Below are 21,836 nucleotides of genomic sequence, written 5' to 3' on the forward strand. Positions count from 1 at the left end.
ATCAGGGTCAACCCCTATCGGCTCGGCGGTTAGGTCGTACCAAGCGCGCTTCGTCGCAGGGACCACTTCATGTGCAAGGCGCTTTCGCGTCGCCTTTCGTCAGCACCAGCGTTGCGATCGCGCGCGCGGGCACCCTCGTACCCGCCAGGCACGCCGCGTGACGGGAAGCGTCGGTGACGATCATGCTCACCCGCCAGCCTTTCGGCACGACCAGGTTTCGCGGCGAGAGCCCGGCGTTGACGTGGACCATGACCAGCCGTTCGCCATCGGCCGAAAGCGCACCGGCGGTGTCCATGTCATCGACCGGAACCAGGCGATCGCCAGGGCGGATATAGCGGCTGAACTGCGCCATCGCCCAGTATTTGCCGGTCACATGGATCGGGTGCGGCCCGCGCGCCGAAGAGGCCATGTCGGCCTTCACCAGCCCCCAGTTCGAGCTGGGCTTGCCATTGCCCCCGCTCAGCGTCTCTACCGCCTGCCAGAACACCCAGGCGGTCGGTTCCAGTCGCTTGAGATCGAGCACCACGTGTTCGGCGAAAGCCAGTGGCGAGGCCATGCCGGTAAAGGTCTCGGGATCGCCCGGGAGCGGGGTGTCGTTCTCGCTCATCCACAGGGGGATGCCGCTGGCGGTGGCGATGTCGCGCACGGCGGTCTGGTGCACCGTGCCGTAGGAGTGGACGTTGAGCTGCCCCACTTTCGCGCGCGCCGCCGGGCTCCAACCGGCCCAGTCGCGCAGGAAGAGGTGCGAGTTCGTCTCGTCACTGGCCGCCACTTTGGTCGCCAGGCCATGACGACGCAGCGCCGCGTCGCTCGCCTCGATCATCGTGGATTGGCGCTGCGGGCTCCAGTGCGATCCCTCCTGCGTGTTCGTCGCATGCCAGTAATCGGTGTTGGGCTCGTTCATGGGCGAAAGCGTGCGGAACACGATGTGATGGCGCTTCTGCAATTCGTCCACCACGCGCGCAAGATATTCGGCAAACGCGCCTTCCATGCCGGGGCGCAGATTGTCGTCGGTGGCCTTGTCCGCGCCGGAGACGCGGCCCGAGACGGTCATGAACCACGGTGGGGAATTGGAGAACGCCTCGAAGATCGGGGCCTTTACCCGCTGGCGGATCGCATCGAGCCACCAGCGCTGGTTGGCATCGGCTTGCCAGTTCCACTGCGCCGGATCTTCCGGGTTCCACCAGTCGCGCCCGGTCGCGCCTTTGGGCTTCGCCCAGAAGCCGGGAACCGCCGCGCCGGTGCGCAAATAGGGCGCGCTGTCCTGGGCGTTCCCCCCGCCGATATTGTAGCGCGCGATGGTCCAGCCAAGCCCCTCCTCGCCCCCATCCGCTCGACCATAGAACAGATCGGCCAGCCGGTTGCGCTCGGCATCGGGCCAGCCGCCGGTGACATTGGCAAACCAGGCCAGCGCCGTGCCCCAGCCTTCAAAGGCCCCGCGGCGGTTTCCGGCCGCCTGCGCAAGATCCGGGCGCAGGGTGATCGTCACCGCAGGTTCGCCCCCCAAGCGCTCGTCCGGCACGCCATCCTGGGCCAGTGCGGGCGTGACCATCGCGGTGCATAGCAACAAGGGGCCCAGCTTGCGGATCGTCCCAAGCGCCACCCCCGCCCTCCTCATTCGCACGAACACCGACAGGGCGCGGCGGCTTGCGGTACCTTTGCATGGTGCACGGCGCCTCTTGCCGTCGCCATGATGCCGGCTCATCTCGCCGGTTGCACCCCGATCCTGCGCCCTGGTGTCGTCGTGCGCCATTGCGGCCCCTTTCCCGAATTTCTTATTTGTCTGACAATATTGCCAAGACGCAAGAGGTCAAGCCCGGAGCGGGGACTAGGCTTTTGCCGGCAGGAAGAAGACGTTTTCCGGGCGATCTAGGGCATCCGTGTCGCGCGAGGCCGGCCTTTGCCCGACTTCGGCTTCGTTTCCGTCCGCTGGGGCTCCTGCAAGACCGCCTGGGTGTCCTGCTCTGCCAATTGGATCAGTTCGATCGTCGCGGCGCGGGCCTTCGCGCCGTCGCCTTCGACGATGGCTTCGAACAGGCGGCGATGTTCCCCGATGGGATCGCGCGGGCGCCCGGTCTTGCGGATCTTGAAAAGCGTTGTCCAACGGACCGCCGCGCCGATGATCGCGGCCAGGTTGATGATGAGGTCGTTGTCGGTCGCCTCCAGGATCGCGGCGTGGAACTGTTGGTCCGCCACCTGGCCCTCGGCGCTCTGGAGAGAGTGCAGGGCCATTCGCTCAAGTGCATGACCCATCACCGAAATCTGCCCCGCAGATCGCTTGGTCGCGGCCAGCTCAGCGGCAGCGGGCTCGACCATGAGCCTCAGTTCGAACAGGTTCTTGACGAAAGTGGCGGGGGGTTCGCCTTCGAACATCCATTCGAGGACGTCGGGGTCCAACGTGTTCCACGCGCGCCGATCGCGTACCCGCGTCCCCAGCTTGGGTTTGCTTTCCACAAGGCCCTTGGCGGCCAGCATGCGCAACGCCTCTCGCACGACGGATCGTGAGACACCCTGCTGTTCGACGATCTCGAACTCACCGGGCAACACGCTGCCGGGCGGATAGACCCCGGTGACGATCGCCACGCCAAGTTTTCGCGATACCATCGTGTGCGCCGGCTGCCGCCGCTCCCGCGCTACGCTCACCATCTTTGCCCCTGCAAGTTGTACATTTGTATTTGTCAGCCAAGTAAAAGTCAGATTTTCGAACCAGGCAATGGATTTCCATTCATCCTGTCGGTTGATTTATCGCATCATAAATATAATGTCGGACAAGAAACGCATCGTCGGCAGGGCGATCACAATACCATCGGGGGAGAGGACCATGCGGATACGCACCGCCGCCATATCCATCATAGCGCTTTGCGGAGCGCTCGCCAGCGCTCTGGCAGCAGCGGCGCCGGACGCCCCCCGGGTCGAGCCGGTCCAGGTCGACCCGGCACGACCCGATTGGGAAAACCCCTTGGTTCAGGCCTGGGGTAAACTTCCTGCGACAAGCACCGGATTTCCCTTTGAAAGCAGAAATCTTGCCTTGGCCGGGGATCGGGGTGCGTCCGCGCGCCATATCTCGCTGGACGGCACGTGGAAGTTCGCTCTCGCCTTCGCCGACAACCTGCCGCAAGGTTTCGCAGCGCCCGGCTTCGACGCGTCGGGCTGGAAGGATATTCCGGTGCCCGCCGACTGGCAGGCGCATGGCTTCGACCAACCGCGTTACAACAATATCGCTTATCCCTTCCCCGCCGATCGCCCCTTGATCCCCCATGCGACCAATCCGGTTGGCTCCTACCGCCGCGAGGTCGCGGTTCCGGCGAATTGGCAAGGGCAAGACCTCGTTCTCCACATCGGCGCGGCGGGCTCGGCCTACTATGTCTGGGTCAATGGCGAGAAGGTTGGTTTTTCGAAGGATTCCAAGCTCCCAAGCAAGTTCGACGTCACCCGCTTCCTGAAGCCCGGCACCCGCAATACGATCGCTATCCAGGTGTTTCGCTGGTCGGATGGCAGCTATCTGGAAGATCAGGATTTCTGGCGGGTTTCCGGGATCGAACGCTCGGTCTATCTCTTTGCGCGCCCGCAGACGCATATCGACGACGTGTTCATCCATGCCGGGCTGGACGGGAGCTACCGCGAGGGCACGCTTGCCGTCGACTTCGCGGTCAGTCCGGGCACTTCGGCCGCCGTGCGGATGGTGCTGCTCGATGGCGACACGCCGGTGCTGACAAAGCAGGCCCCGCTTGCTCCCGCGGACAAGGCGCGCGGCGTGACACTGCGCGCCGACGTCCCCGCCGTGCGGACCTGGTCCGCCGAAACGCCCAACCTCTACACGCTCGTCACCGAACTGGTGGATGCGAAGGGACAGGTCCTCCAGTCCACCGCGCGCGACGTGGGCTTTCGCAAGGTCGAGATCGTGAACGGCCTCGTCAGCGTCAACGGCAAGCCCATCACCATTCGCGGCGTCAACCGCCACGAACATGATCCCGAAACTTTCCATGTCATCTCGCACGCATCGATGGAACGCGACATCGCCTTGATGAAGCGCAACAACATCAACGCGATACGCACCTCGCACTACCCCAACGATCCCTACCTCTATACGCTGGCCGACCGCTATGGGCTCTACGTCATGGACGAGGCGAACATCGAGAGCCACGCCTACATGGACTACGCCAACAAGCATCCCGCCGAGCGCGCGAAATATCAGCTCGGCTTCGATCCGGCCTGGCGCGCGGCGCATGTCAGCCGCGTTGCCAACATGATCGAGCGCGACAAGAACCATCCCTCGGTAATCTTCTGGTCGCTGGGGAACGAGGCGGGCATAGGCCCCAATTTCGAGGCGGCCGCGAGGGCCGCGAAGGCGCGCGATCCGGACCGGCTGGTCAGCTACCTGGGCTGGGGCACGTGGGACGGGATCGGCGATCACCGCCCCAACTGGTACGCCGACATCTATGCCCCGATGTACGATCCCGCGGTCAAGATGGCCGATTACGCCACCAACTGGAACTTCCGGCAACCGATGATCCAGTGCGAATACGCGCACATGATGGGCAATTCCGGCGGCGATCTCCAGGACTACTGGGATGTCGTCCACGCCCATCCGGACAAGCTGCAGGGCGGCTTCGTCTGGGACTGGGTGGACCAGTCGATGTACCGTTATGCCAAGGATGGCCGCCGCTATTGGGGCGATGGCGGCGAATATGGCCCGAACCCGGGCGGGGATATCGAGTTCGGCGACGGTCTGCTTCAGTCCGATCGCACGCCCAATCCCGCGCTCTACGAGTTGCGCAAGGTCTATGCCCCGGTCACCTTCGCCCGGTTCGATCCGGCCACCGGCACGGCAAGCCTCACCAACCGGCAGGATTTTCGCGACACGTCGCTTTTCGATTTCGAATGGGAGCTGGACGAGGATGGCGTGCGGGTGGCCGGAGGTACCCTCGATGTGGTGCCCGTCGCAGCGCATGCGACCGGAGAGCTCGCGGTGCCGCTGGCGGGAATCGCCAGGCGCGCGGGCCGCGAGTATTTCGTGACGGTGCGGGCGAAGGCGAAAGCCGGCGCGATTGCACTGGTGAAGGCCGGGACGGTCCTTGGTTGGGAGCAATTTGCACTCGCGGCGCCCGCAGACCGACTGGCAGATCCTGTAGCCGGTCCGGTCACCCTGGCAACGGTGAATGGGGCAGTCACGCTTTCCGCGCGCGGGACGACGCTCTCGGTCGATCGCACGACCGGATTGGTGAAGAGTTACGCGGCGCACGGCACCCCGTTGCTGTCCGGCGGCAGACCCAATTTCTGGCGCGCCGTCACCGACAACGACATCGGCATCGGCACTGACAAGCAACTGGCCGTCTGGAAGACGTTGAGCAGCTCGCGCAAGGTGCGCAGCGTCACCCCTCGCCAGCTTGCCGACGGTCGGGGCGAAATCGCTGTCGTCTTTGATCTGGGAGCAGACGAAGCGCGCTTCACCACCACCTACACGATGGCCGGCGACGGCTCCGTGGACGTGGCCGGGGCGTTGGAGCCGGTCGCGACGGATCTGCCGCCACCCTTCCGGGTGGGCCTGTGGTTCGACATGCCGCAGGACTACCGCAACCTCGAGTGGTACGGGCGCGGCCCCCATGAAAGCTATGTCGACCGCAAGACCTCGGCTCCGATCGGTCTGTGGCGCGGGTCGCTCGCCGATCAGGCGCACGACTACATCCGCCCGCAGGAGACCGGCAACAAGGTGGATGTGCGCTGGATGGAAGTGGGCACCGATACCGGTGCGAACGCGCGGGGTGTGCGGGTCGAGGGGCCCCAGCCGCTGATGATGAACGCGCTTGCCTTCCCTTATTCCGACTTGTTTCGACGCGCGCCGGGCACCTGGAAGTCCACCGATGTCGTGCCGCACGGCAATGGCTCCTTGCTGATCGACAGTGCGCAGTGGGGCCTGGGGGGCGATACCCAGTGGAGCGAGTTCGGCAAGCCACTGGAAAAATACCGCACCACGGCCGAGCCGAGGCAGGTGCATTTCCGGCTGACGCCGTACGAAGGGGCCGGAACGACCCCGAGCAAGGCGCGCGATGCGCGCGAAACGGAAGCGGAAAGCGAAAACGACTGAGCCGGGCCGAGTGGCGCAGGAGGCGTGAGTCGTGGTTGCATCGAGATCGCCCTCTCCTGGCGCCATTGAAGCCGGCGAACTTATAATTTGTCCTACTAGTCTTAATCATGAGCTCGCCTGGAAAGCCAGTTCAGCATGTCACCACTCCAAATCGCTGTTCGATTCATGGCGTATAGGACTAAAGATCATTAACTTAACTCGCGCACTTCCATTAAGTTGTCAGTTCTGGAAATGAACGAGCAATATTATACTTGTCTGACAATATATCGAACATTAGGTTCTCTCATAACGAATCAGGTCGGCAAAACCGGCCACATGGGAGAGAGGTCTATGGAAAGGCGCTGCAATCGCTTTCTTTTTGGCGCGTCCACTTTGGCTGCCGGTGCGGCCGCCTTCGCGCTGCCCGCCATCGCCCAGGCACAGGATGGCGCCGGGCCCGCCGAGGCTTCGGTCACGACACAGCCGGGCGATGCGTCGACCTCGCCCTCGGCGGGTGAGATCATCGTCACCGGCGTGCGCGCCAGCCTTCAGAACGCCCAGGCGAACAAGCGCAATTCGCAGCAAATCGTGGATTCGGTCGAAGCCCAGGATATCGGCAAGTTGCCCGACGCCAACACCGTCGAGGCGCTTCAGCGTATCACCGGCGTGCAGATACAGCGCCGCTACGGCGAAGGCGCGACCGATTTCGACCACCGCACCCAGCCCGCGATCACCGTGCGCGGCCTGACGCAAGTGAGCAACTTCATCGACGGACGCGCGGCGATTTCCGCCTCGGGTGGTCGCTCGCTCGATCTCGAAGCCCTGCCCCCGGAAATGCTTTCCGGGATCGACGTGTTCAAGAACCCGCCCGCGGACACGATCGAGGGCGACATTGCCGGTGTGGTCAACATCCGCACGCGCCTGCCCTTCGATTCGCCCGGGCAGGTCATCAGCACCACGCTCAAAGGCAACTACTACGACCGTGCGGACAAGTTCGGCGGCTCGGCCTCGGCGCTCTACAGCAACCGCTTCGACACCGCGATCGGCGAAATCGGCGTCCTGCTGAACGCGAGCTACGCCAAGAGCGCGTATCGTCAGGATGCGATCCTGATCGGGCAATACGCCCCGATCCCGGACGGCGTGACCATCCCCGGCGCCCCCGACAACGCGCAAGTTCCCCTCGGTGAACAGATCTACGACGATGGCGGCAACCGCAAGCGTCTGGGCGTTGCCGGAGCGCTGCAATGGCAGGCCACGCCCGACCTGCTGCTCACCGTGCAGGCGCTCTATTCGCGCTACAGGTTCTACCGGCAGGGCAAATACTACTACTTCAACAACAACGGCAACGTCGATGCCGACGGCAATCCCATCTCGACCCCGCTCGACGGTGCGGACTTCACGTTCGACGAGAACGGCTATGCCACCTCGGGCACGCTGGCGAACCAGGTCTTCGAGTCCGCCCGCTACGACCAGGACCTGACCGACACCACCGGCAACTACACCTTCAACGCGCAGTGGAAGGCCAGCGACCGGCTGACGATGACCTTTGATGCGCAGTACCTGAAATCCAGTTATGACGCCGATCGCAACGGCTTCGTGATCTCGCAGTACGACAAGTCGGGCGAGACGCCGTACACCGCCCTGCACCAGAACATCGTGACCTTCGACCTGCGCGGCAAATACCCGACCTGGAACGTCGCCGATCCGGCCGCGCTCGCCGATCCGTCGAACTATGCCTTCACCTACATGGCCGATGCGCTCCAGCGCAACGACGCCGACCAGCTGGCCTTGCGTTATGACCTCGCGTACGAGGCAGACGGCAGCTTCCTGCAGAAACTTCGCGCGGGCGTACGGTTCTCGAAAAGCACGGTGGACTTGCGCGGCACCTGGAATGCCTTCTGCCTGGTCCCCAGCGGCGCCAATCCGGCCTGCGACGCTCCGGCCGGAACGACGTTCATCCCGGTTTCCGAGCATCCCGAACTGGTTATGTCCGGTCCTTCGAGCAACTTCTTCGATGGCAACACGCTGGCCGGCGGGATCCTCTATCCCAACTTCGCGTCGGGCTCGAGCCTGTGGGACAGCATCACCAAGACCGAGGCCCTGTTCAACACCAGCCCGAAGGACTACTTCGCCGCGTCCGATCTCAACCACCAGACCGAGCGCACCTGGGCCGGGTTCGTGATGGCCGATTACGGCTCGAGCCTGTTCGGGCTGGATTTCGACGGCACCGCCGGGCTTCGCCTCGTGAATACGACCACGGGATCGGCCGGCACGGTCTTCAACGAGGATGACACCACCAGTCCTCTGAGTGTCGATCGCCGCTACACCAAGCTGCTGCCCACCTTCAATTTGCGCGCGCACCTTACCGACCAGTTGCAGGCCCGCTTCGCGTTCTCCAAGTCGTTCGCACGGCCGAACTTCGACGTGATGTCGACCAACGTCACGCTCAATCCGATCGCGCAACTCAACCCGGATACGGGACGGCCGACGGGCTCCTCCGGCAATCCCTATCTCAAGCCGATCACCTCGACCAATTTCGACGCGACGCTGGAGTGGTATTTTGCCCGCACCGGGTCGCTGACCGGAGGCCTGTTCTACAAGAAGGTCGACGGTTTCCTGGCGAGCGGCACGGTGGTGCGCACGTACAACGGCACTGCGTACGACATCAGCACCACGGTCAATTCCGGCAAGGGCACGATCAAGGGCTTCGAAGTGGCCTACCAGCAATTCTTCGATTTCCTGCCCGGACTGCTCGGTGGCCTCGGCCTCCAGGCGAACTACACCTTCGTCGACAGCAACGTGACGAACCCCTTCGCCACCAGCGGCAGCGACATTCCCGAACAGGTGCCGCTCGAGAAGCTGTCCAAGCACAGCTACAACCTCGTCGGCCTCTACGAGAAGGGGCCGGTCACGGCCCGCCTCGCCTGGAGCTGGCGCGGCAAGTACCTCGACACTACCTATGGCAGCGGGGCCAACGGCATCCCGCAGTTCCAGGCGCCTTACGCCTCGCTCGATGCCTCGGTCAGTTTCGACGTGACCCGCCAGATCGCGCTCTCGTTCGACGCGGTGAACCTCACCAACCGGATGAACATGACCTACATCGGCACCCCCAGCCAGCCCTTGCAATATACCCTGAACGACCGCCGGTTCGGCTTCTCGATCCGCGCGACCTACTGAACCCTCCCTGCGCCGGAGCATGTCGCGGACATGCCCGGTGCCCTTTTGCCCGGGGCTCCAATGCGACGATCGCCCGGCGCGCTCTTGAAAGGACTTGCCCCCGTTCAGCCCGCAAAGCGCGAATACCCATGGCCCGTTTAACGGAGATTAAAGCGCGCACTCCAAGAATGCCGACGGTGTCTTTCGTGGTCCAGGCCGAGCGCTTGGGCTCTACAGGCGGATGGCGTCCGTCCGGGCGGAGCGAAACGAAGCATGACGAAAGGGCAAGCTGGCGTTGCGCAGCCCATCGGGCTCAGACGGTCCTTGCGCGGCCGGATATATGCCCTGGGTGTCTTCATCTGCCTGTCGACCAGCGGCGCGTTGATCATCTCGAATTTCATCAGCAATCAGGACGCACTTAGACAGGCCGCCGAGCGCGACGTGGCCTTCGAAAGTCGCTTGCTCGCGCGGCAGCTGCTGGAGGACTACGACCAGCTCCAGAACGACGCCTTCACACTCTCGAAAGTCGAGGCGGTCCAGGGCCTGCTGCGCGCGCTGCGCAACGATGACGTGGACCCGGTCGACGGATCGACGCGCGCCCAACTCGAATATCGCGCCAGGGTGCTGTTCCGTGCGATCATGCAGGCCCGCTCGGCCTACACGCAAGTGCGCCTGATCGGCCTGGACGACTGCGGCCGCGAACGCATCCGGGTGAACCGCATAGCGGGCCGCCTGGTGGATGTGGCGACGGCGAAGCTCCAGCGAAAGTGCGCGCGCGACTACTTCCAGAAAGGCATCCGGCTGAAGGAAGGCGAATATTTCTTCACGGCCATCACCTATAACCGCGAACATGGCCGCATCGAGGAACCGCGCGTCCCGACCCTGCGCGTGATCGTGCCGGTCTACGATGTACGCGCCCGCATCGTCGGGCTGATCGTGATCAACGAGGACTACGGCGCCCTCCTGAGCCGATTTGCGCGCTCGGTCGCGATCGGCCATGCGATGACGATCGCAACTCTCCAGGGCGACTTCATCACCCGCTCGGCGCGCGGACGCGTCGCGCCTTTCATGTTTCACGAGGACCCCGCCTATTCGGGCTTGCCGCTGCCCCCCGGCCTGCTCGCCGACCGGCGCGCGGTATGGACGTCGAACCGCGATGGAAGCCTGTTTGCGAGCGCCCGCCTGCCCGCCCCCGACGGCGACAACGCCTCCCCCGTGGTGGTGACGCTGCGCGTACCGAACGCGACGCTTTATGCCCCCGCGCAGCAGACCTTGCGCAACGGCCTCCTGCTTTCCATTCCCCTGATGCTGCTTGCGATTGTCATCACGCTGGCCGTCAGCGTACGGGTGATGAAGCCGCTCACCAGCATGACCCGCTCCATCGACCATGCGATGCGAACCGGAAGCGAACCCGATCTGCCCACCGCGCGCGAGGACGAGGCCGGGCTGCTGGCCCGGGCCTTCGCGGCGTTGCTGGAAATCCGGCGCAGCCAGCAGGCCCGCCAGGTCGCGATCATCGGCAACGTGTGCGACGCGATCGTGTCGGTCGATCAGGACGGGTGCATCCTCGACTTCAATCCCGCAGCCGAACGCCTTTTCGGCTATGGGTACGCCGAGGCGGCCGGGCAGCCCTTGTCCATGCTGATGTCCCCCACCGGCGACGAGGCGGACCTGGGCGAAGTGATCGAACGCGAGGCGCGCCGGGCCGACGGAACGCTGTTTCCGATCGAGCTTTCGATGAGCGAGATCCGCATGCCGGACGGGGCTTCGATCCTGACCTGCGTCCTGCGCGACATCTCCCCGCGCAAGGAGATGGAGGCCCTGCAAAACGAGTTCATCTCGACGGTCAACCACGAGCTGCGCACCCCCCTCACCGCGATCCGCGCGGCGCTGACCATGTTGCACCACCGCATGGCCGGCAAGGGCGACGCCAAGGCCGACCACCTGCTCGCTTCCGCGTGCCAGGGCAGCGAACGGCTGCACGAACTGGTGAACGACATTCTCGACCTGCAAAGGCTTCAGGCGGGCCGGATGAACTACACCACGGTGCCGTGCGACCTCGCCGCGCTGGTCGGGGAAACGGTGGAGCGCTACCAGGCGCTGGGCGAAAGCGTGGCGGTGAAGCTCGTTCTCGACACCGCGCCGACGCGGCTCGCCTGCGCGGTCGATCCGGTGCGCTTCGGGCAGGCTCTGGGCAACCTGCTCTCGAACGCGATCAAGTTCTCGCCTCCGGGCGGACGCGTGCGCATCACGGTGCGGCCCACGGGCAAGGGAACGGTGCAAGTTCGCGTGGCCGATCAGGGACCGGGTATCCCGCTCTCGTTCCGGGACAAGATCTTCACCCGCTTTGCCCAGGCCGACGGTTCGGACGCGCGCGCCAAGAGCGGATCGGGACTTGGCCTTAGTATCACGAAGGCGATTGTTGAGAATTTCTCTGGCACGATCGGCTTCGAGAGCGTGGAGGGGCGAGGCGCGACCTTCGTGATCGAAATTCCGCTTCAGGGTGCTGCGAGGCAAGAGGTGTGGAGAGATGCCGAACAAGCTCGAACGGGTCCTTTATGTCGAGGATGATCCGGTCATCTATCCCCTCGCCATCATGGCGATCGAGGATTTCGGTGCGGGTGTGGTCGAACATTGCGCGTCCGGTGCGCAAGCCATCGAAAAGGCGCCGGACTTCGCGCCCGAAATCCTGCTGCTCGACGTGATGATGCCAGGCATGGACGGTATCGAGACACTGGCGCGACTGCGCCAGATTGAAAGTCTGGCCCATGTTCCTGCGGTATTCATGACCGCCAAGGCCCAAACCCTCGAACCGCAGGTCCTGCGCGCGGCCGGGGCCGCAGCCGTCATCGCCAAGCCGTTCGATCCGCTGACGCTATGGGACCATCTCAACGCCATCTGGAACGCGGCCCGCGAGGCCCGCTGCGCAGAGCCACTGAGCCAGGCGGTGGACGCGGACGCCGCCCTGAAGGTCCTGCCGCCCCACGGCGGGAAACGTTTCGGGCTCGAACTGGACGACCTCGAAAACGCCTATGAGGAGCGGCGCAACCGGGTGCTCGCGACGATCCGTACGCTCGAAGGGGGGCGCGAATTCACCTGCGCGCAGCGAACCGACTTCCGGCGCGAACTGCATCAGCTGGCCGGATCCGCCGGCTTCTTCGCGCAAGATGCGCTCGGCAAGGCGGCCGCGCGGCTCGAGCGGGATCTCGGGGAAATGAGCATGGAGCAGGCATGGCTCGCCCTGCAGGAGCGCGGCGATGGGGCGTTGCTGGGAATGACCCCGAGGACATCGAACAACTGACGGAGGATGCCGACAATGGCTCGAATCGTTATGGCCGAGGACGACCCCATCGTTGGAAGCATCGTGACGCGTTGCCTCGAAGCGGTTGACCATCGCGTGCTGTGGCTCAGGGATGGCGATGAGGCTCTCGAAAGCATTCGCCAGACCCTGCCGCACCTGGTCATTCTCGATGAGCAGATGCCGCGCATGTGCGGGCATGAAGTCCTTGCCCAGATGCGCGGCGACCCGGAATTGGCTGGCATTCCCGTGCTCGTCCTGATGGCCAGCATCCATCCGGGCAACGAGATCCTGGCCTACCGCAGCGGAGCCAGCGACTTCATGACCAAGCCCTTTGCCTGCGAGGAACTCCAACGGCGCGTCGAGGCACTTCTCGCCGCGCAGCCGGCGGTGCCGGGCGGGATCGTGGCGCCCTGAGCAACTTGCCCAGGGGGGCCATCGGGCGCGCTTCGAAGCACGAACGACGACAATTCACGAGGCCTTGACGGCCCTCAGACCCTTCGGGACGGATCGGCGTGTTCCCACAAGGACAGCGCCGAGGCCGATCGCCGATGTCGCCGCACCGGCCAGGGCGACCGCAGGCATGCCAAGGCCCAGGGCGATCACCCCGCCGCCCAGCGCCGCGCCCAGCGCATTGCCAAGGTTGAAGGCTCCGATATTGACCGCCGAAGCCAGGTTGGGTGCATCGCCCGCCGCGTTCATCACCCGCACCTGAAGCGGGGGCACCAACGCGAAGCTGGCAATGCCCCACGCGAAGATCAGAACGGCGCTTGGCCAGGCGTGCCCCATGAGCGCCGCGAAGGCCACCAGCACCGCGCTCAGGCCCGCCAGGGTCACGATCAGCGTTCGGTCGACCGACCTGTCGGCAAACTTGCCCCCGAGCCAGTTGCCCACGCTCAGGCCTATTCCGTAAACGACCAGCATGGCGGTGACGAAGCCGAGCGAGGCATGGGTCTTGGTGCGCAGGATCGGCACGATGTAAGTGAAAACCGTGAACATCGCGCTCGACCCCACCACGGTGAGGCCCAATGCGGTGAGCACCGGCTTGCGCCCGAGCACGCGCAATTCGGCCATCGGATTGCCTCCCTGGGGTGCGGGAAACGAAGGAAGGGTGAAGCGCAGCGCCGCCATCGTGACGAGGCCGAGGCCGGCGATGCCCCAGAACGAAGCGCGCCAGCCCAGGTGCTCGCCCGCCCAGGTCGCCAGCGGAACGCCTACGACATTGGCCAGGGTCAGTCCTGCGAACATCGCGGCGACGGCGCTGGCCCGGCGGTCCTCGCGCACGAGCCCCGCGGCCACGATGGACCCCACGCCGAAGAAGGCCCCATGGTTGAGCGAAGTCAGCACCCGCGCCCCCAGCAGCATCGCGTAACTGCCCGAGACCGCCGCCAGCAGGTTGCCGAGCGTGAAGATCGCGGCAAGGCCCATCAGCAAACGCCGACGCGGCACGCGTCCTGTCGTCAGCGTCATCAGCGGGGCGCCCAGCATCACGCCAAGCGCATAGGCGCTGATGAGCAGTCCTGCGGTGGGGACCGAAACGCCAAGGTCGGTCGCGATCACCGGCAGGAGACCCATCGGGGCAAATTCGGTCACGCCGATGCCGAAGGCACCGACGGCAAGGGCCAGAAGGCCCGGATTGAGTTTCACGGCAAATCCCTCGGGCAATGGCGTCAGATAAAGGCGGGAGCGAGGCGGGCGAAGCCCTCCTGCTGGCGATAAGGGGTGTGGGGATAAGGGGGCAGGACATGACTGGCCGCATCGAGCGTGGCGATTTGCGCCTCGCTCAGCGTCCAGCCCACTGCGCCGAGGTTCTGGCGCAATTGCCCTTCGTTGCGTGCACCGATGATGACCGAGGACACGGTCGGGCGCTGCAACAACCAGTTGATCGCGACTTGCGGCACGGTCTTGCCGGTCTCGCCGGCCACCTCTTCGAGCGCGTCGATCACCCGGTAGAGCAATTCGGTTTCCACCGGCGGGGCGAACGGCTCGGTCGCGTGAAGCCGGCTGCCTGCGGGAACGGGCCGACCGCGCCCGAACGTGCCGGTGAGCCGCCCCAGCCCAGCGGGCTCCAGACGATGGCGCCCAGGCCCTGATCCGCGCCCAATGGCATCAGCTCGGCTTCGTAGTCGCGGCCGATCAGCGAGTAATAGACCTGGTGCGCGGCAAGACGCGGCCAACCATGGCGCTCGGCCAGGCCCAGGGCCTTCATGATTTGCCAGCCCGGGTAGTTGGACAGGCCCGCGTAACGGATCTTGCCCGCCCGAACGAGGTCGGCCAGCGTGGCCATCACTTCCTCTGCCGGCGTCGAAGCGTCGAAGGCGTGAAGCTGGAGCAGGTCGATCCGGTCGGTGCCGAGCCGGCGAAGGGCATCCTCCACAGCGCGGATCAGCCGAGCGCGCGACGCGCCCCAGTCCTGCGGCCCGTCGCCCATCGGCAGACCGGTCTTGGTTGAGACAAGGACCTCCGCGCGGCGCGACCGGATGGCCTGGCCCAGGATTTCCTCCGCGGCCCCGCCCGAATAGACGTCCGCAGTATCGAACAGCGTCACGCCCGCCTCGAGGCAGATGTCGATCAGGCGCCGCGCCTGCGTGACATCGCTGTTTCCCCAGGCGCTGAACAGTGGTCCCTGCCCGCCGAACGTGCCCGTGCCGAAACTCAGCGCAGGGACGCGCAGGCCCGAAGATCCCAGTTGTCTGTATTCCATGATGGCAATTGCACCTTCGCAAATCTGTTTCCCTGGCGCATAGATGGATTCGCAAATCGGCCCCGTGTAGCGCCTTGGAACGCGAAGGATTTATGCAGTGAACGCAAAGATGGGCGCAGGTTCGGATCGCGCCCGCGCTCTGGCCCTGTTCGCCACGGTCATCGAACAGGGCAGCTTCTCCGGCGCCGGGCGGCTGCTGTCGATGAGCCCCTCGACGGTGGCGCGCGCGATCGACCGGATCGAGGAGCGGCTTGGTGTCCGCCTGCTGCTGCGCTCGACCCGCGTGCTGACGCTCACCGCCGAAGGCCAGGCCTATCTCAACGCGGCGCGCCGCATCCTTGCCGACCTCGACGAAGCCGAGCAGCGGATCGCCGACCAGGGCGTGCCTCGCGGACGCCTCAGGATCAGCGCGGCCCTTTCGCATGGTCGCCTATGCGTCGTGCCCCTGCTGGGCCGGTTCACCGCCCTCTACCCCCACATCCTGGTCGACATCGTTCTCACCGACGCCTTGGTCGACGTGGCCTCCGGCGAGGCGGACGTCGCCATCCGCTTCGGCAAGTTGCCCGACAGCGCCCTCACCGCGCGCAAGATCGGGGAGACGGGCCGCGTGATCGTGGCATCGCCGGCCTTTCTTGCCGAACATGGCCGCCCGCGGGTTCCCGAGGACCTCCATCGGTTCAATTGCCTCAACTTCAACTTCCGCCGCGCCGAACCGGTCTGGCCGTTCCGTCACGAGGGCGAAGATTTCGCCTTGTCCGTGCAGGGCAACATGGAAGCGAACAACGGCGAGACATTGGGCCAGCTCGCCATGGCGGGTGCGGGCATCGCGCGGGTCGGGCGGTTCAGCGTGCGCAACGAGCTGGAGAGCGGCCAGCTTGTCCCCTTGCTCGAAGAGTTCAACCCCGGCGACGTCGAGGTGATCCACGCGCTGTTCGTCGGTGGTTCCAGCATACCCGCCCGCGTGCGCGTATTCGTCGACTTCCTGGCCGAGCATTTGCGCTAGCGCGGCAAGCGCGGACTTGACCCTGACATAATGTCAGGCCTTATAGACAGCATCGGCCAAGGAGTTACGCCGATGCACGAAGATCATCATTGCCAGCACGGTCACGAACATGCCCCTGCATCGACGACAGTCGATCCGGTTTGCGGCATGCAGGTCGATCCCGACGCGGCCAAGCACCATGCCGCCCACGGCGGCCAGGATTTCCATTTCTGCAGCGCGCGGTGCCGCGCCCGCTTCGTGGAGGATCCGGAGCGCTGGCTGAGCGGTTCGGGAGAGGAACAGGTGGTGCCGGAAGGGGCCGTCTGGACCTGTCCGATGCACCCCGAGGTGCGTCAGGACCACCCCGGCGCCTGCCCCATCTGCGGCATGGCGCTCGAGCCGGAGATGTTCGATCCCGACACCGGGCCCAACGCGGAGCTGGTGGACATGAGCCGCCGCTTCCGGATTGCGCTGGTGCTCGCGCTGCCCGTGTTCCTGCTGGAAATGGGCGGGCATCTCGTGCCGGCCCTGCACAGCCTCGTGCCCATGCGGATATCCGGCTGGATCCAGATGGTCCTGGCGACCCCGGTGGTGCTGTGGGCCGGCTGGCCCTTCTTCACGCGCGCGGCCGCTTCCGTGCGCACCCGCAATCTCAACATGTTCACCCTCATCGCGCTGGGAACGGGCGTGGCCTGGAGCTATTCCCTGGTCGCCACGCTGGCGCCGGGCCTGTTTCCGCCCGCCTTGCGCCGGGCGGACGGAACGGTTGCGGTCTATTTCGAGGCCGCGGCGGTGATCACCGTGCTCGTCCTGCTGGGGCAGGTGCTCGAACTGCGCGCGCGCGAACGCACCTCGGGCGCGCTCAAGGCGCTGCTCGGACTGGCACCGCGAACGGCCCGCCGCATCACCGATCAGGGCGAGGAGGACGTGGAGCTCGATGCGCTGCAGATCGGCGATCGTCTGCGCATTCGCCCGGGAGAAAAGATCCCCGTCGACGGCACGGTGGTGGAAGGTACGTCCTCGGTCGACGAAGCGATGGTCACGGGAGAATCGTTGCCGGTCGCCAAGCAGGCGGGGGACACCCTGATCGGCGGCACCATCAACGCCACCGGCGGCCTCGTCATGACCGCCGAGAAGCTGGGCCGCGACACGCTGCTTGCGCGCATCGTCCAGATGGTGGCGCAGGCCCAGCGTTCACGCGCGCCGATCCAGCGCCTTGCCGATCAGGTGGCGAACTGGTTCGTGCCTGTGATCCTGCTGGTCGCGGTGCTGGCCTTCGCCGCATGGATGACCTGGGGGCCGGAGCCACGCTTCGCCCATGCGCTCGTCGCCGCCGTGGCGGTGCTGATCATTGCCTGCCCTTGCGCTCTGGGCCTTGCCACGCCGATGTCCATCATGGTCGGCGTGGGGCGCGGCGCCCAGTCCGGCATCCTCGTGAAAAGCGCCGAGGCGTTGGAGCGTATGGAGAAGATCGACACCCTGGTGCTCGACAAGACCGGTACGCTGACCCAGGGCAAACCCTCGGTCACGGCACTGGTGGCCCTGAACGGCCACGAAGAGGGTGAACTCCTGCGCCTTGCCGCCGCGGTGGAGCAAGCCTCCGAGCATCCGCTGGCCAGAGCGGTTGTCGAAGAAGCCAAGCGACGAAACATGACCCTGCCGCCTGTCGACCAAGCCGAATTCCCAACGGGCAAGGGGGCGGTCGGGCATGTCGAGGGCAAGCGCGTGCTGATCGGCACGGCCGGATTCCTGGCCGAACATGATGTCGACGCGGCGCCCGCCTCCGCCGAGGCCGACCGGCAGCGCCGCGATGGCGCGACGGCCATCCTCGTCGCTCTGGACGGGGAGGTCGCCGGGATCGTCGCCATCGCCGATGCCGTGAAGCCGTCGACCGCACCGGCAATCGAGGCCCTCAAGGCGGCGGGCATCCGCGTGCTCATGCTGACCGGCGACAATCGCACGACGGCCGAGGCGGTTGCGCGGCGCCTGGGCATCGACGAGGTGGAAGCCGAAGTGCTGCCCGATCGCAAGAGTGCGGTCATCGCGGGATTGCGCGCGCAAGGGCGTATCGTCGCGATGGCGGGCGACGGGGTGAACGACGCCCCGGCCCTTGCCGCCGCCGACGTCGGTATCGCGATGGGTTCGGGAAGCGACGTTGCCATCGAAAGCGCGGGCATCACGCTGCTCAACGGGGAGCTCACGGGCATCGTGCGGGCCCGGACGCTCAGTGGCCGGGTCATGTCCAACATCCGCCAGAACCTTATTTTCGCGTTTGGCTACAACGCCCTGGGCGTGCCGGTGGCAGCGGGCGTGCTCTATCCTCACTTCGGTATCCTGCTGTCGCCGGTCATCGCGGCGGCGGCCATGTCGCTCTCTTCGGTCAGCGTGATTGGCAATGCGCTCCTGCTCAAGGCGGTGCGGCTGTGAACATCGGACAGGCCGCGACGAAAACCGGCGTCTCGCAGCGGATGATCCGCCATTACGAAAAGATCGGCCTGATCCCGCCCCCGCCTCGGCGCGAAAGCGGCTATCGCGACTATGGCGCCGAGGATGTGGCCCGGCTGCACTTCATCGCCAACGCCCGCGATCTCGGCTTCGCGATCGACGAGATCGCCGGATTGCTGGCCTTGTGGGGGGACGAACACCGCGCCAGCGCGGAAGTGAAGGCTCTGGCCCTGGCCAAGGCGGAGGAACTTGGCCGCAAGGCACAGGCCCTGTCGAGGATGCGCGCAAGCCTGTTGCATCTGGCCGCGAATTGCCACGGAGACGATCGCCCGGAATGCCCGATCATCGACACCATGGCGGGTGATTCCAGCACGTCAGGCGCCAGTACGCCACACGCCGGCAAGCCTCGCGAATGAGCGAGATGTCCGGAATTGATCTTCCGGAATGAGGCGCTCCGCCAACTGCTCCGGCGCAAGAGCTGGTGCTATCAAGTTCATGCCATTGGCGGCAGCAGCGGGTCGGCCACGGATTTCCCGTGCCCGGACGATGTCCTGCACACCCGCACTTTTGCACCCCCAATCGCTAATGAGAATCACTTGCATTATATAGGCTTGGCCCTTATGCGCACGCCCCCAAGGATCGAAGAGGACGAACACGCATGGGGCGCACACTTTCACGGCTGCTGCTGGCAACCGCGCTTTCCACCAACACGACAATCGCCATGGCGCAGGAGGTGACCGAGCAGGTGCTCCCGGAAATCCGGGCCGAAGGCGACCGAGCCGATGAAAGCTACGTCATGGGGGCGGGCAACGATGCCGGCACGACGACGATCACCGCGAAGGAAATCCGCGCCCGCGCCCCGGGATCGGGCGATGCCAACCAGCTTCTCAAGGCGCTTCCCAGCGTCCAGTTCTCGCGCGACGAAGGGCTCGCCACGCGCGAGGACATCCAGGACATCCGGCCTGCCGACATCTCGATCTCGGGTGGACGCTTTTACGAGAACCTGATCACGATCGACGGCATCGATGCCAATTCGCGCCTCGACATTACGCAGGACAGTCCGGCGCACTACGCCGAACCGGCCGGGGCCAGCGCGCAGGCACTCTGGGTCGACGCCAACCTCGTAGGCGCAATCACGCTGCGCGATGCCAACGTCTCGGCCGAATACGGCCGCTTTACCGGTGGCGCCCTCGACATCCAGACCCGCGCCCCCAAGCGCAGCTGGGGTGGCAGCGCCACCGTGTCCTATACCTCGGACGCGCTGACCAATTTCAAGATCTCCCAAGGCTCGCGCGCGACCATCGACGAGGGCGACATGCCCGGCACGCCCAGCTTCGAGAAGTGGCGCTACGGCGCGAGCCTCGATGCACCGATCAGCCAGGACGTGGGGCTTTTGCTCGCCTACAACCGTTCGCGCTCGCAAGTCGTCTACACGCGCGGGAGCAACTACGGGGAACGACCCTATACCCAATCGAGCACGAGCGACAATTTCCTCGCCAAGCTCGAGGCCGATCTTGCCAGCGACCTCACCCTGACCGGGCAGTTTTCCTACACCCCCTACGAAAGCGAATACGCCAGCGCCAACGGGGTTCAGAACGAACTCGTGACCAAGGGCGGCGGCATCACCTCGCAAGTGAAGCTGGCCCGGTCGGGCGAGACCGAGTGGTCGATCGCGGCCAGCCTTTCGCACTCGGACACGAGCCGCGATGCGCAGGAGACGAACTATTCGATCCCCTCCTTCACCACCAACGGCAACGTGTGCTCGGCCTCCAACTGCACCATCGGCGGCTTTGGCGATGTCGACCAGTGGCAGGACAACTATGCGCTGACCGGCCGCTGGTCGGCCCCGGTCGGACCGGGGCGTCTCTCGGCGGGCTTCGACTACCAGCGCATCGAAGCCATGCGATCGCGTCCGGAAGACACTTATGCCTATTCGCGCGGGACCGACGAGGAGGATGCGGCCTCGATCGTGTGCGCACAGGGCGACAGCATGACCTGCGTCACCGGGGAATACGCGCTCCAGCAATATTCGCTCTACAAGGCCTATCGCGCAAAGGTCGGGCTCGATTCCCTCGCGGCCTGGACGCAGTACGAACTCGAACTGGGGGACATGGCACTGCGCGGGGGGCTGCGCTACGACTGGGAAAGCTTCCTTGGCAACCACACGGTCTCGCCGCGGCTTTCGGCAAGCTACGCGCTGCCCTGGTCGGGTTGGAGCGTGACGCTGGGCGCGAACCGCTATTACGGCCGATCGATGCTGGCCTATGCGCTTCGCGAGCAGTATCCCGACAATTTGACCTACCGCCGCACGGGAACCGCCTCGGGCGACAGCCTCGTCTATTCCGACGCCGACTGGACGCTCTACAGCACCAGCCACTCGACGTCCTACTCGGACGGCAACAAGAAAACCCCCTATTCGGACGAATTGTCCGCCGCCATGTCGGGGCGGATCCTGGGCGGCGCGCTGCGCGTGAAGGGCACCTACCGCAAGGGCCGCAACGAATTCACCCGTTCCGAGGGCGAAACCGAAACGACCACCCTCATCGACGGAACGAGCGACGAATACACCAACTACGTCATCACCAACGATGGCCACAGCACTTACCGTGGGCTCAGCCTCGAATACACCCGCAGCTTCGGCAAGCACGCCCTGGCCTTCAGCACCAACTTTTCGAAGACCAAGACCAGCAACGACGACTACCTGACCACGATCGACGAGGATACCGACTACGTCGTCTTCGAGGACCAGGTCATCTCGCTTGCCGAACTGGAAGCCCGCAACCAGCGCGAAGACATGGCCTCGCCCTTCATCGCCAACCTGACCTGGACCGCGCTGTGGCTTGACGATCGCATCACCACCAACGTGAACTTGCGCTATCGCGGCAGTTTCGACCAGATCGAAGATACCGGCGAGAGCGCGACGGTGGAGGGTACGAACTACGATCTCTACGACTATGTCCACTACCCCAAGGCGCTGGACGTCAATCTCAACGCCCAGGCCGAACTGGTCCGTTCCAGCTATGGTGTGCTGACCGGGGACGTGCGGGTTGCCAACCTGCTCGACCGCACGCCCTCGCCCAACAGCACGGCAACCTCGCAACCCTACCAATACGGCCGCTCGTTCTGGTTCGGCCTCAATTACCGCTTCTGATGCGACGCTTCGGCCCGGGAGGTTCGCGGCGAGCCT

At 65.2% G+C, this 21,836-nt stretch carries 12 protein-coding genes and 1 pseudogene; 9 read left to right on the top strand and 4 right to left on the bottom strand.

Annotation, left to right across the window (positions count from 1 at the left end):
• Positions 1 to 67: 67 nt before the first annotated feature.
• Together HT136_RS13290 and HT136_RS13295 are read right to left on the bottom strand one after the other, a co-directional pair.
• Complete coding sequence (locus tag HT136_RS13290) at positions 68 to 1,603, bottom strand: glycoside hydrolase (protein WP_343222182.1); 1,536 nt, start codon at positions 1,601 to 1,603, stop codon at positions 68 to 70.
• Positions 1,604 to 1,869: 266 nt separating this feature from the next.
• Complete coding sequence (locus HT136_RS13295) at positions 1,870 to 2,646, bottom strand: FadR/GntR family transcriptional regulator (protein WP_214200258.1); 777 nt, start codon at positions 2,644 to 2,646, stop codon at positions 1,870 to 1,872.
• A gap of 175 nt (positions 2,647 to 2,821) precedes the next feature.
• Here HT136_RS13295 and HT136_RS13300 point away from each other — a divergent pair, with 175 nt between their 5' ends.
• The 5 genes from HT136_RS13300 (at position 2,822) to HT136_RS13320 (ending at position 12,935) form a co-directional block, all read left to right on the top strand.
• A complete protein-coding gene (locus HT136_RS13300) occupies positions 2,822 to 6,085 on the top strand; it encodes a glycoside hydrolase family 2 TIM barrel-domain containing protein (RefSeq protein WP_214200260.1) in 3,264 nt (1,087 codons plus the stop codon).
• A 330-nt stretch (positions 6,086 to 6,415) separates the two neighbouring features.
• Complete coding sequence (locus HT136_RS13305) at positions 6,416 to 9,241, top strand: TonB-dependent receptor (RefSeq protein ID WP_214200261.1); 2,826 nt, start codon at positions 6,416 to 6,418, stop codon at positions 9,239 to 9,241.
• A gap of 252 nt (positions 9,242 to 9,493) precedes the next feature.
• Positions 9,494 to 11,791 (top strand): ATP-binding protein, encoded by a 2,298-nt coding sequence (locus tag HT136_RS13310; RefSeq protein ID WP_214200262.1) that lies wholly within the window; start codon positions 9,494 to 9,496, stop codon positions 11,789 to 11,791.
• Complete coding sequence (locus HT136_RS13315) at positions 11,751 to 12,521, top strand: response regulator (RefSeq protein WP_214200264.1); 771 nt, start codon at positions 11,751 to 11,753, stop codon at positions 12,519 to 12,521. The genes HT136_RS13310 and HT136_RS13315 overlap by 41 nt, the downstream gene beginning before the upstream one ends.
• A 15-nt stretch (positions 12,522 to 12,536) precedes the next feature.
• Entirely contained in the window at positions 12,537 to 12,935 is a 399-nt protein-coding gene (locus HT136_RS13320) for a response regulator transcription factor (RefSeq protein WP_214200266.1), read from the top strand.
• 54 nt (positions 12,936 to 12,989) lie between these two features.
• Here the strand turns inward: HT136_RS13320 and HT136_RS13325 are convergent, their stop codons facing one another.
• Both HT136_RS13325 and HT136_RS13330 read right to left on the bottom strand, forming a co-directional pair.
• Positions 12,990 to 14,165 carry an MFS transporter gene (locus tag HT136_RS13325; protein ID WP_214200267.1) on the bottom strand — a complete coding sequence of 392 codons (1,176 nt, stop codon included), beginning with the start codon at positions 14,163 to 14,165 and terminating at the stop codon, positions 12,990 to 12,992.
• A gap of 23 nt (positions 14,166 to 14,188) precedes the next feature.
• A pseudogene (locus HT136_RS13330) lies at positions 14,189 to 15,222 on the bottom strand (aldo/keto reductase).
• Positions 15,223 to 15,331: 109 nt separating this feature from the next.
• On the opposite strand from HT136_RS13330, the gene HT136_RS13335 reads away from it, so the two are divergent.
• The 4 genes from HT136_RS13335 to HT136_RS13350 all read left to right on the top strand — a co-directional run bounded on the left by HT136_RS13335 (position 15,332) and on the right by HT136_RS13350 (position 21,800).
• The gene (locus HT136_RS13335; protein ID WP_246543692.1) at positions 15,332 to 16,225 is read left to right on the top strand and encodes a LysR family transcriptional regulator; all 894 of its coding nucleotides are present in this window, start codon (positions 15,332 to 15,334) and stop codon (positions 16,223 to 16,225) included.
• Between the two features lie 72 nt (positions 16,226 to 16,297).
• Positions 16,298 to 18,631 carry a heavy metal translocating P-type ATPase gene (locus HT136_RS13340; protein WP_214200269.1) on the top strand — a complete coding sequence of 778 codons (2,334 nt, stop codon included), beginning with the start codon at positions 16,298 to 16,300 and terminating at the stop codon, positions 18,629 to 18,631.
• Positions 18,628 to 19,065 (top strand): Cu(I)-responsive transcriptional regulator, encoded by a 438-nt coding sequence (cueR, locus tag HT136_RS13345; RefSeq protein WP_214200271.1) that lies wholly within the window; start codon positions 18,628 to 18,630, stop codon positions 19,063 to 19,065. The genes HT136_RS13340 and cueR overlap by 4 nt, the downstream gene beginning before the upstream one ends.
• A 242-nt stretch (positions 19,066 to 19,307) precedes the next feature.
• Complete coding sequence (locus HT136_RS13350; protein ID WP_214200273.1) at positions 19,308 to 21,800, top strand: TonB-dependent receptor plug domain-containing protein; 2,493 nt, start codon at positions 19,308 to 19,310, stop codon at positions 21,798 to 21,800.
• The last annotated feature ends 36 nt before the right edge of the window (positions 21,801 to 21,836 follow it).

Origin of the sequence: Novosphingobium profundi (assembly GCF_018491765.1) — a bacterium.
GTDB lineage: Bacteria > Pseudomonadota > Alphaproteobacteria > Sphingomonadales > Sphingomonadaceae > Novosphingobium > Novosphingobium profundi.

What these genes read in the sequence shown, in the direction of transcription:
- HT136_RS13295 (WP_214200258.1), bottom strand. Translation starts at nt 2,646, where the DNA reads ATGGTGAGCGTAGCGCGGGAGCGGCGGCAGCCGGCGCACACGATGGTA.
- HT136_RS13300 (WP_214200260.1), top strand. Translation starts at nt 2,822, where the DNA reads ATGCGGATACGCACCGCCGCCATATCCATCATAGCGCTTTGCGGAGCG.
- HT136_RS13305 (WP_214200261.1), top strand. Translation starts at nt 6,416, where the DNA reads ATGGAAAGGCGCTGCAATCGCTTTCTTTTTGGCGCGTCCACTTTGGCT.
- HT136_RS13310 (WP_214200262.1), top strand. Translation starts at nt 9,494, where the DNA reads ATGACGAAAGGGCAAGCTGGCGTTGCGCAGCCCATCGGGCTCAGACGG.
- HT136_RS13315 (WP_214200264.1), top strand. Translation starts at nt 11,751, where the DNA reads ATGCCGAACAAGCTCGAACGGGTCCTTTATGTCGAGGATGATCCGGTC.
- HT136_RS13320 (WP_214200266.1), top strand. Translation starts at nt 12,537, where the DNA reads ATGGCTCGAATCGTTATGGCCGAGGACGACCCCATCGTTGGAAGCATC.
- HT136_RS13335 (WP_246543692.1), top strand. Translation starts at nt 15,332, where the DNA reads ATGGGCGCAGGTTCGGATCGCGCCCGCGCTCTGGCCCTGTTCGCCACG.
- HT136_RS13340 (WP_214200269.1), top strand. Translation starts at nt 16,298, where the DNA reads ATGCACGAAGATCATCATTGCCAGCACGGTCACGAACATGCCCCTGCA.
- HT136_RS13350 (WP_214200273.1), top strand. Translation starts at nt 19,308, where the DNA reads ATGGGGCGCACACTTTCACGGCTGCTGCTGGCAACCGCGCTTTCCACC.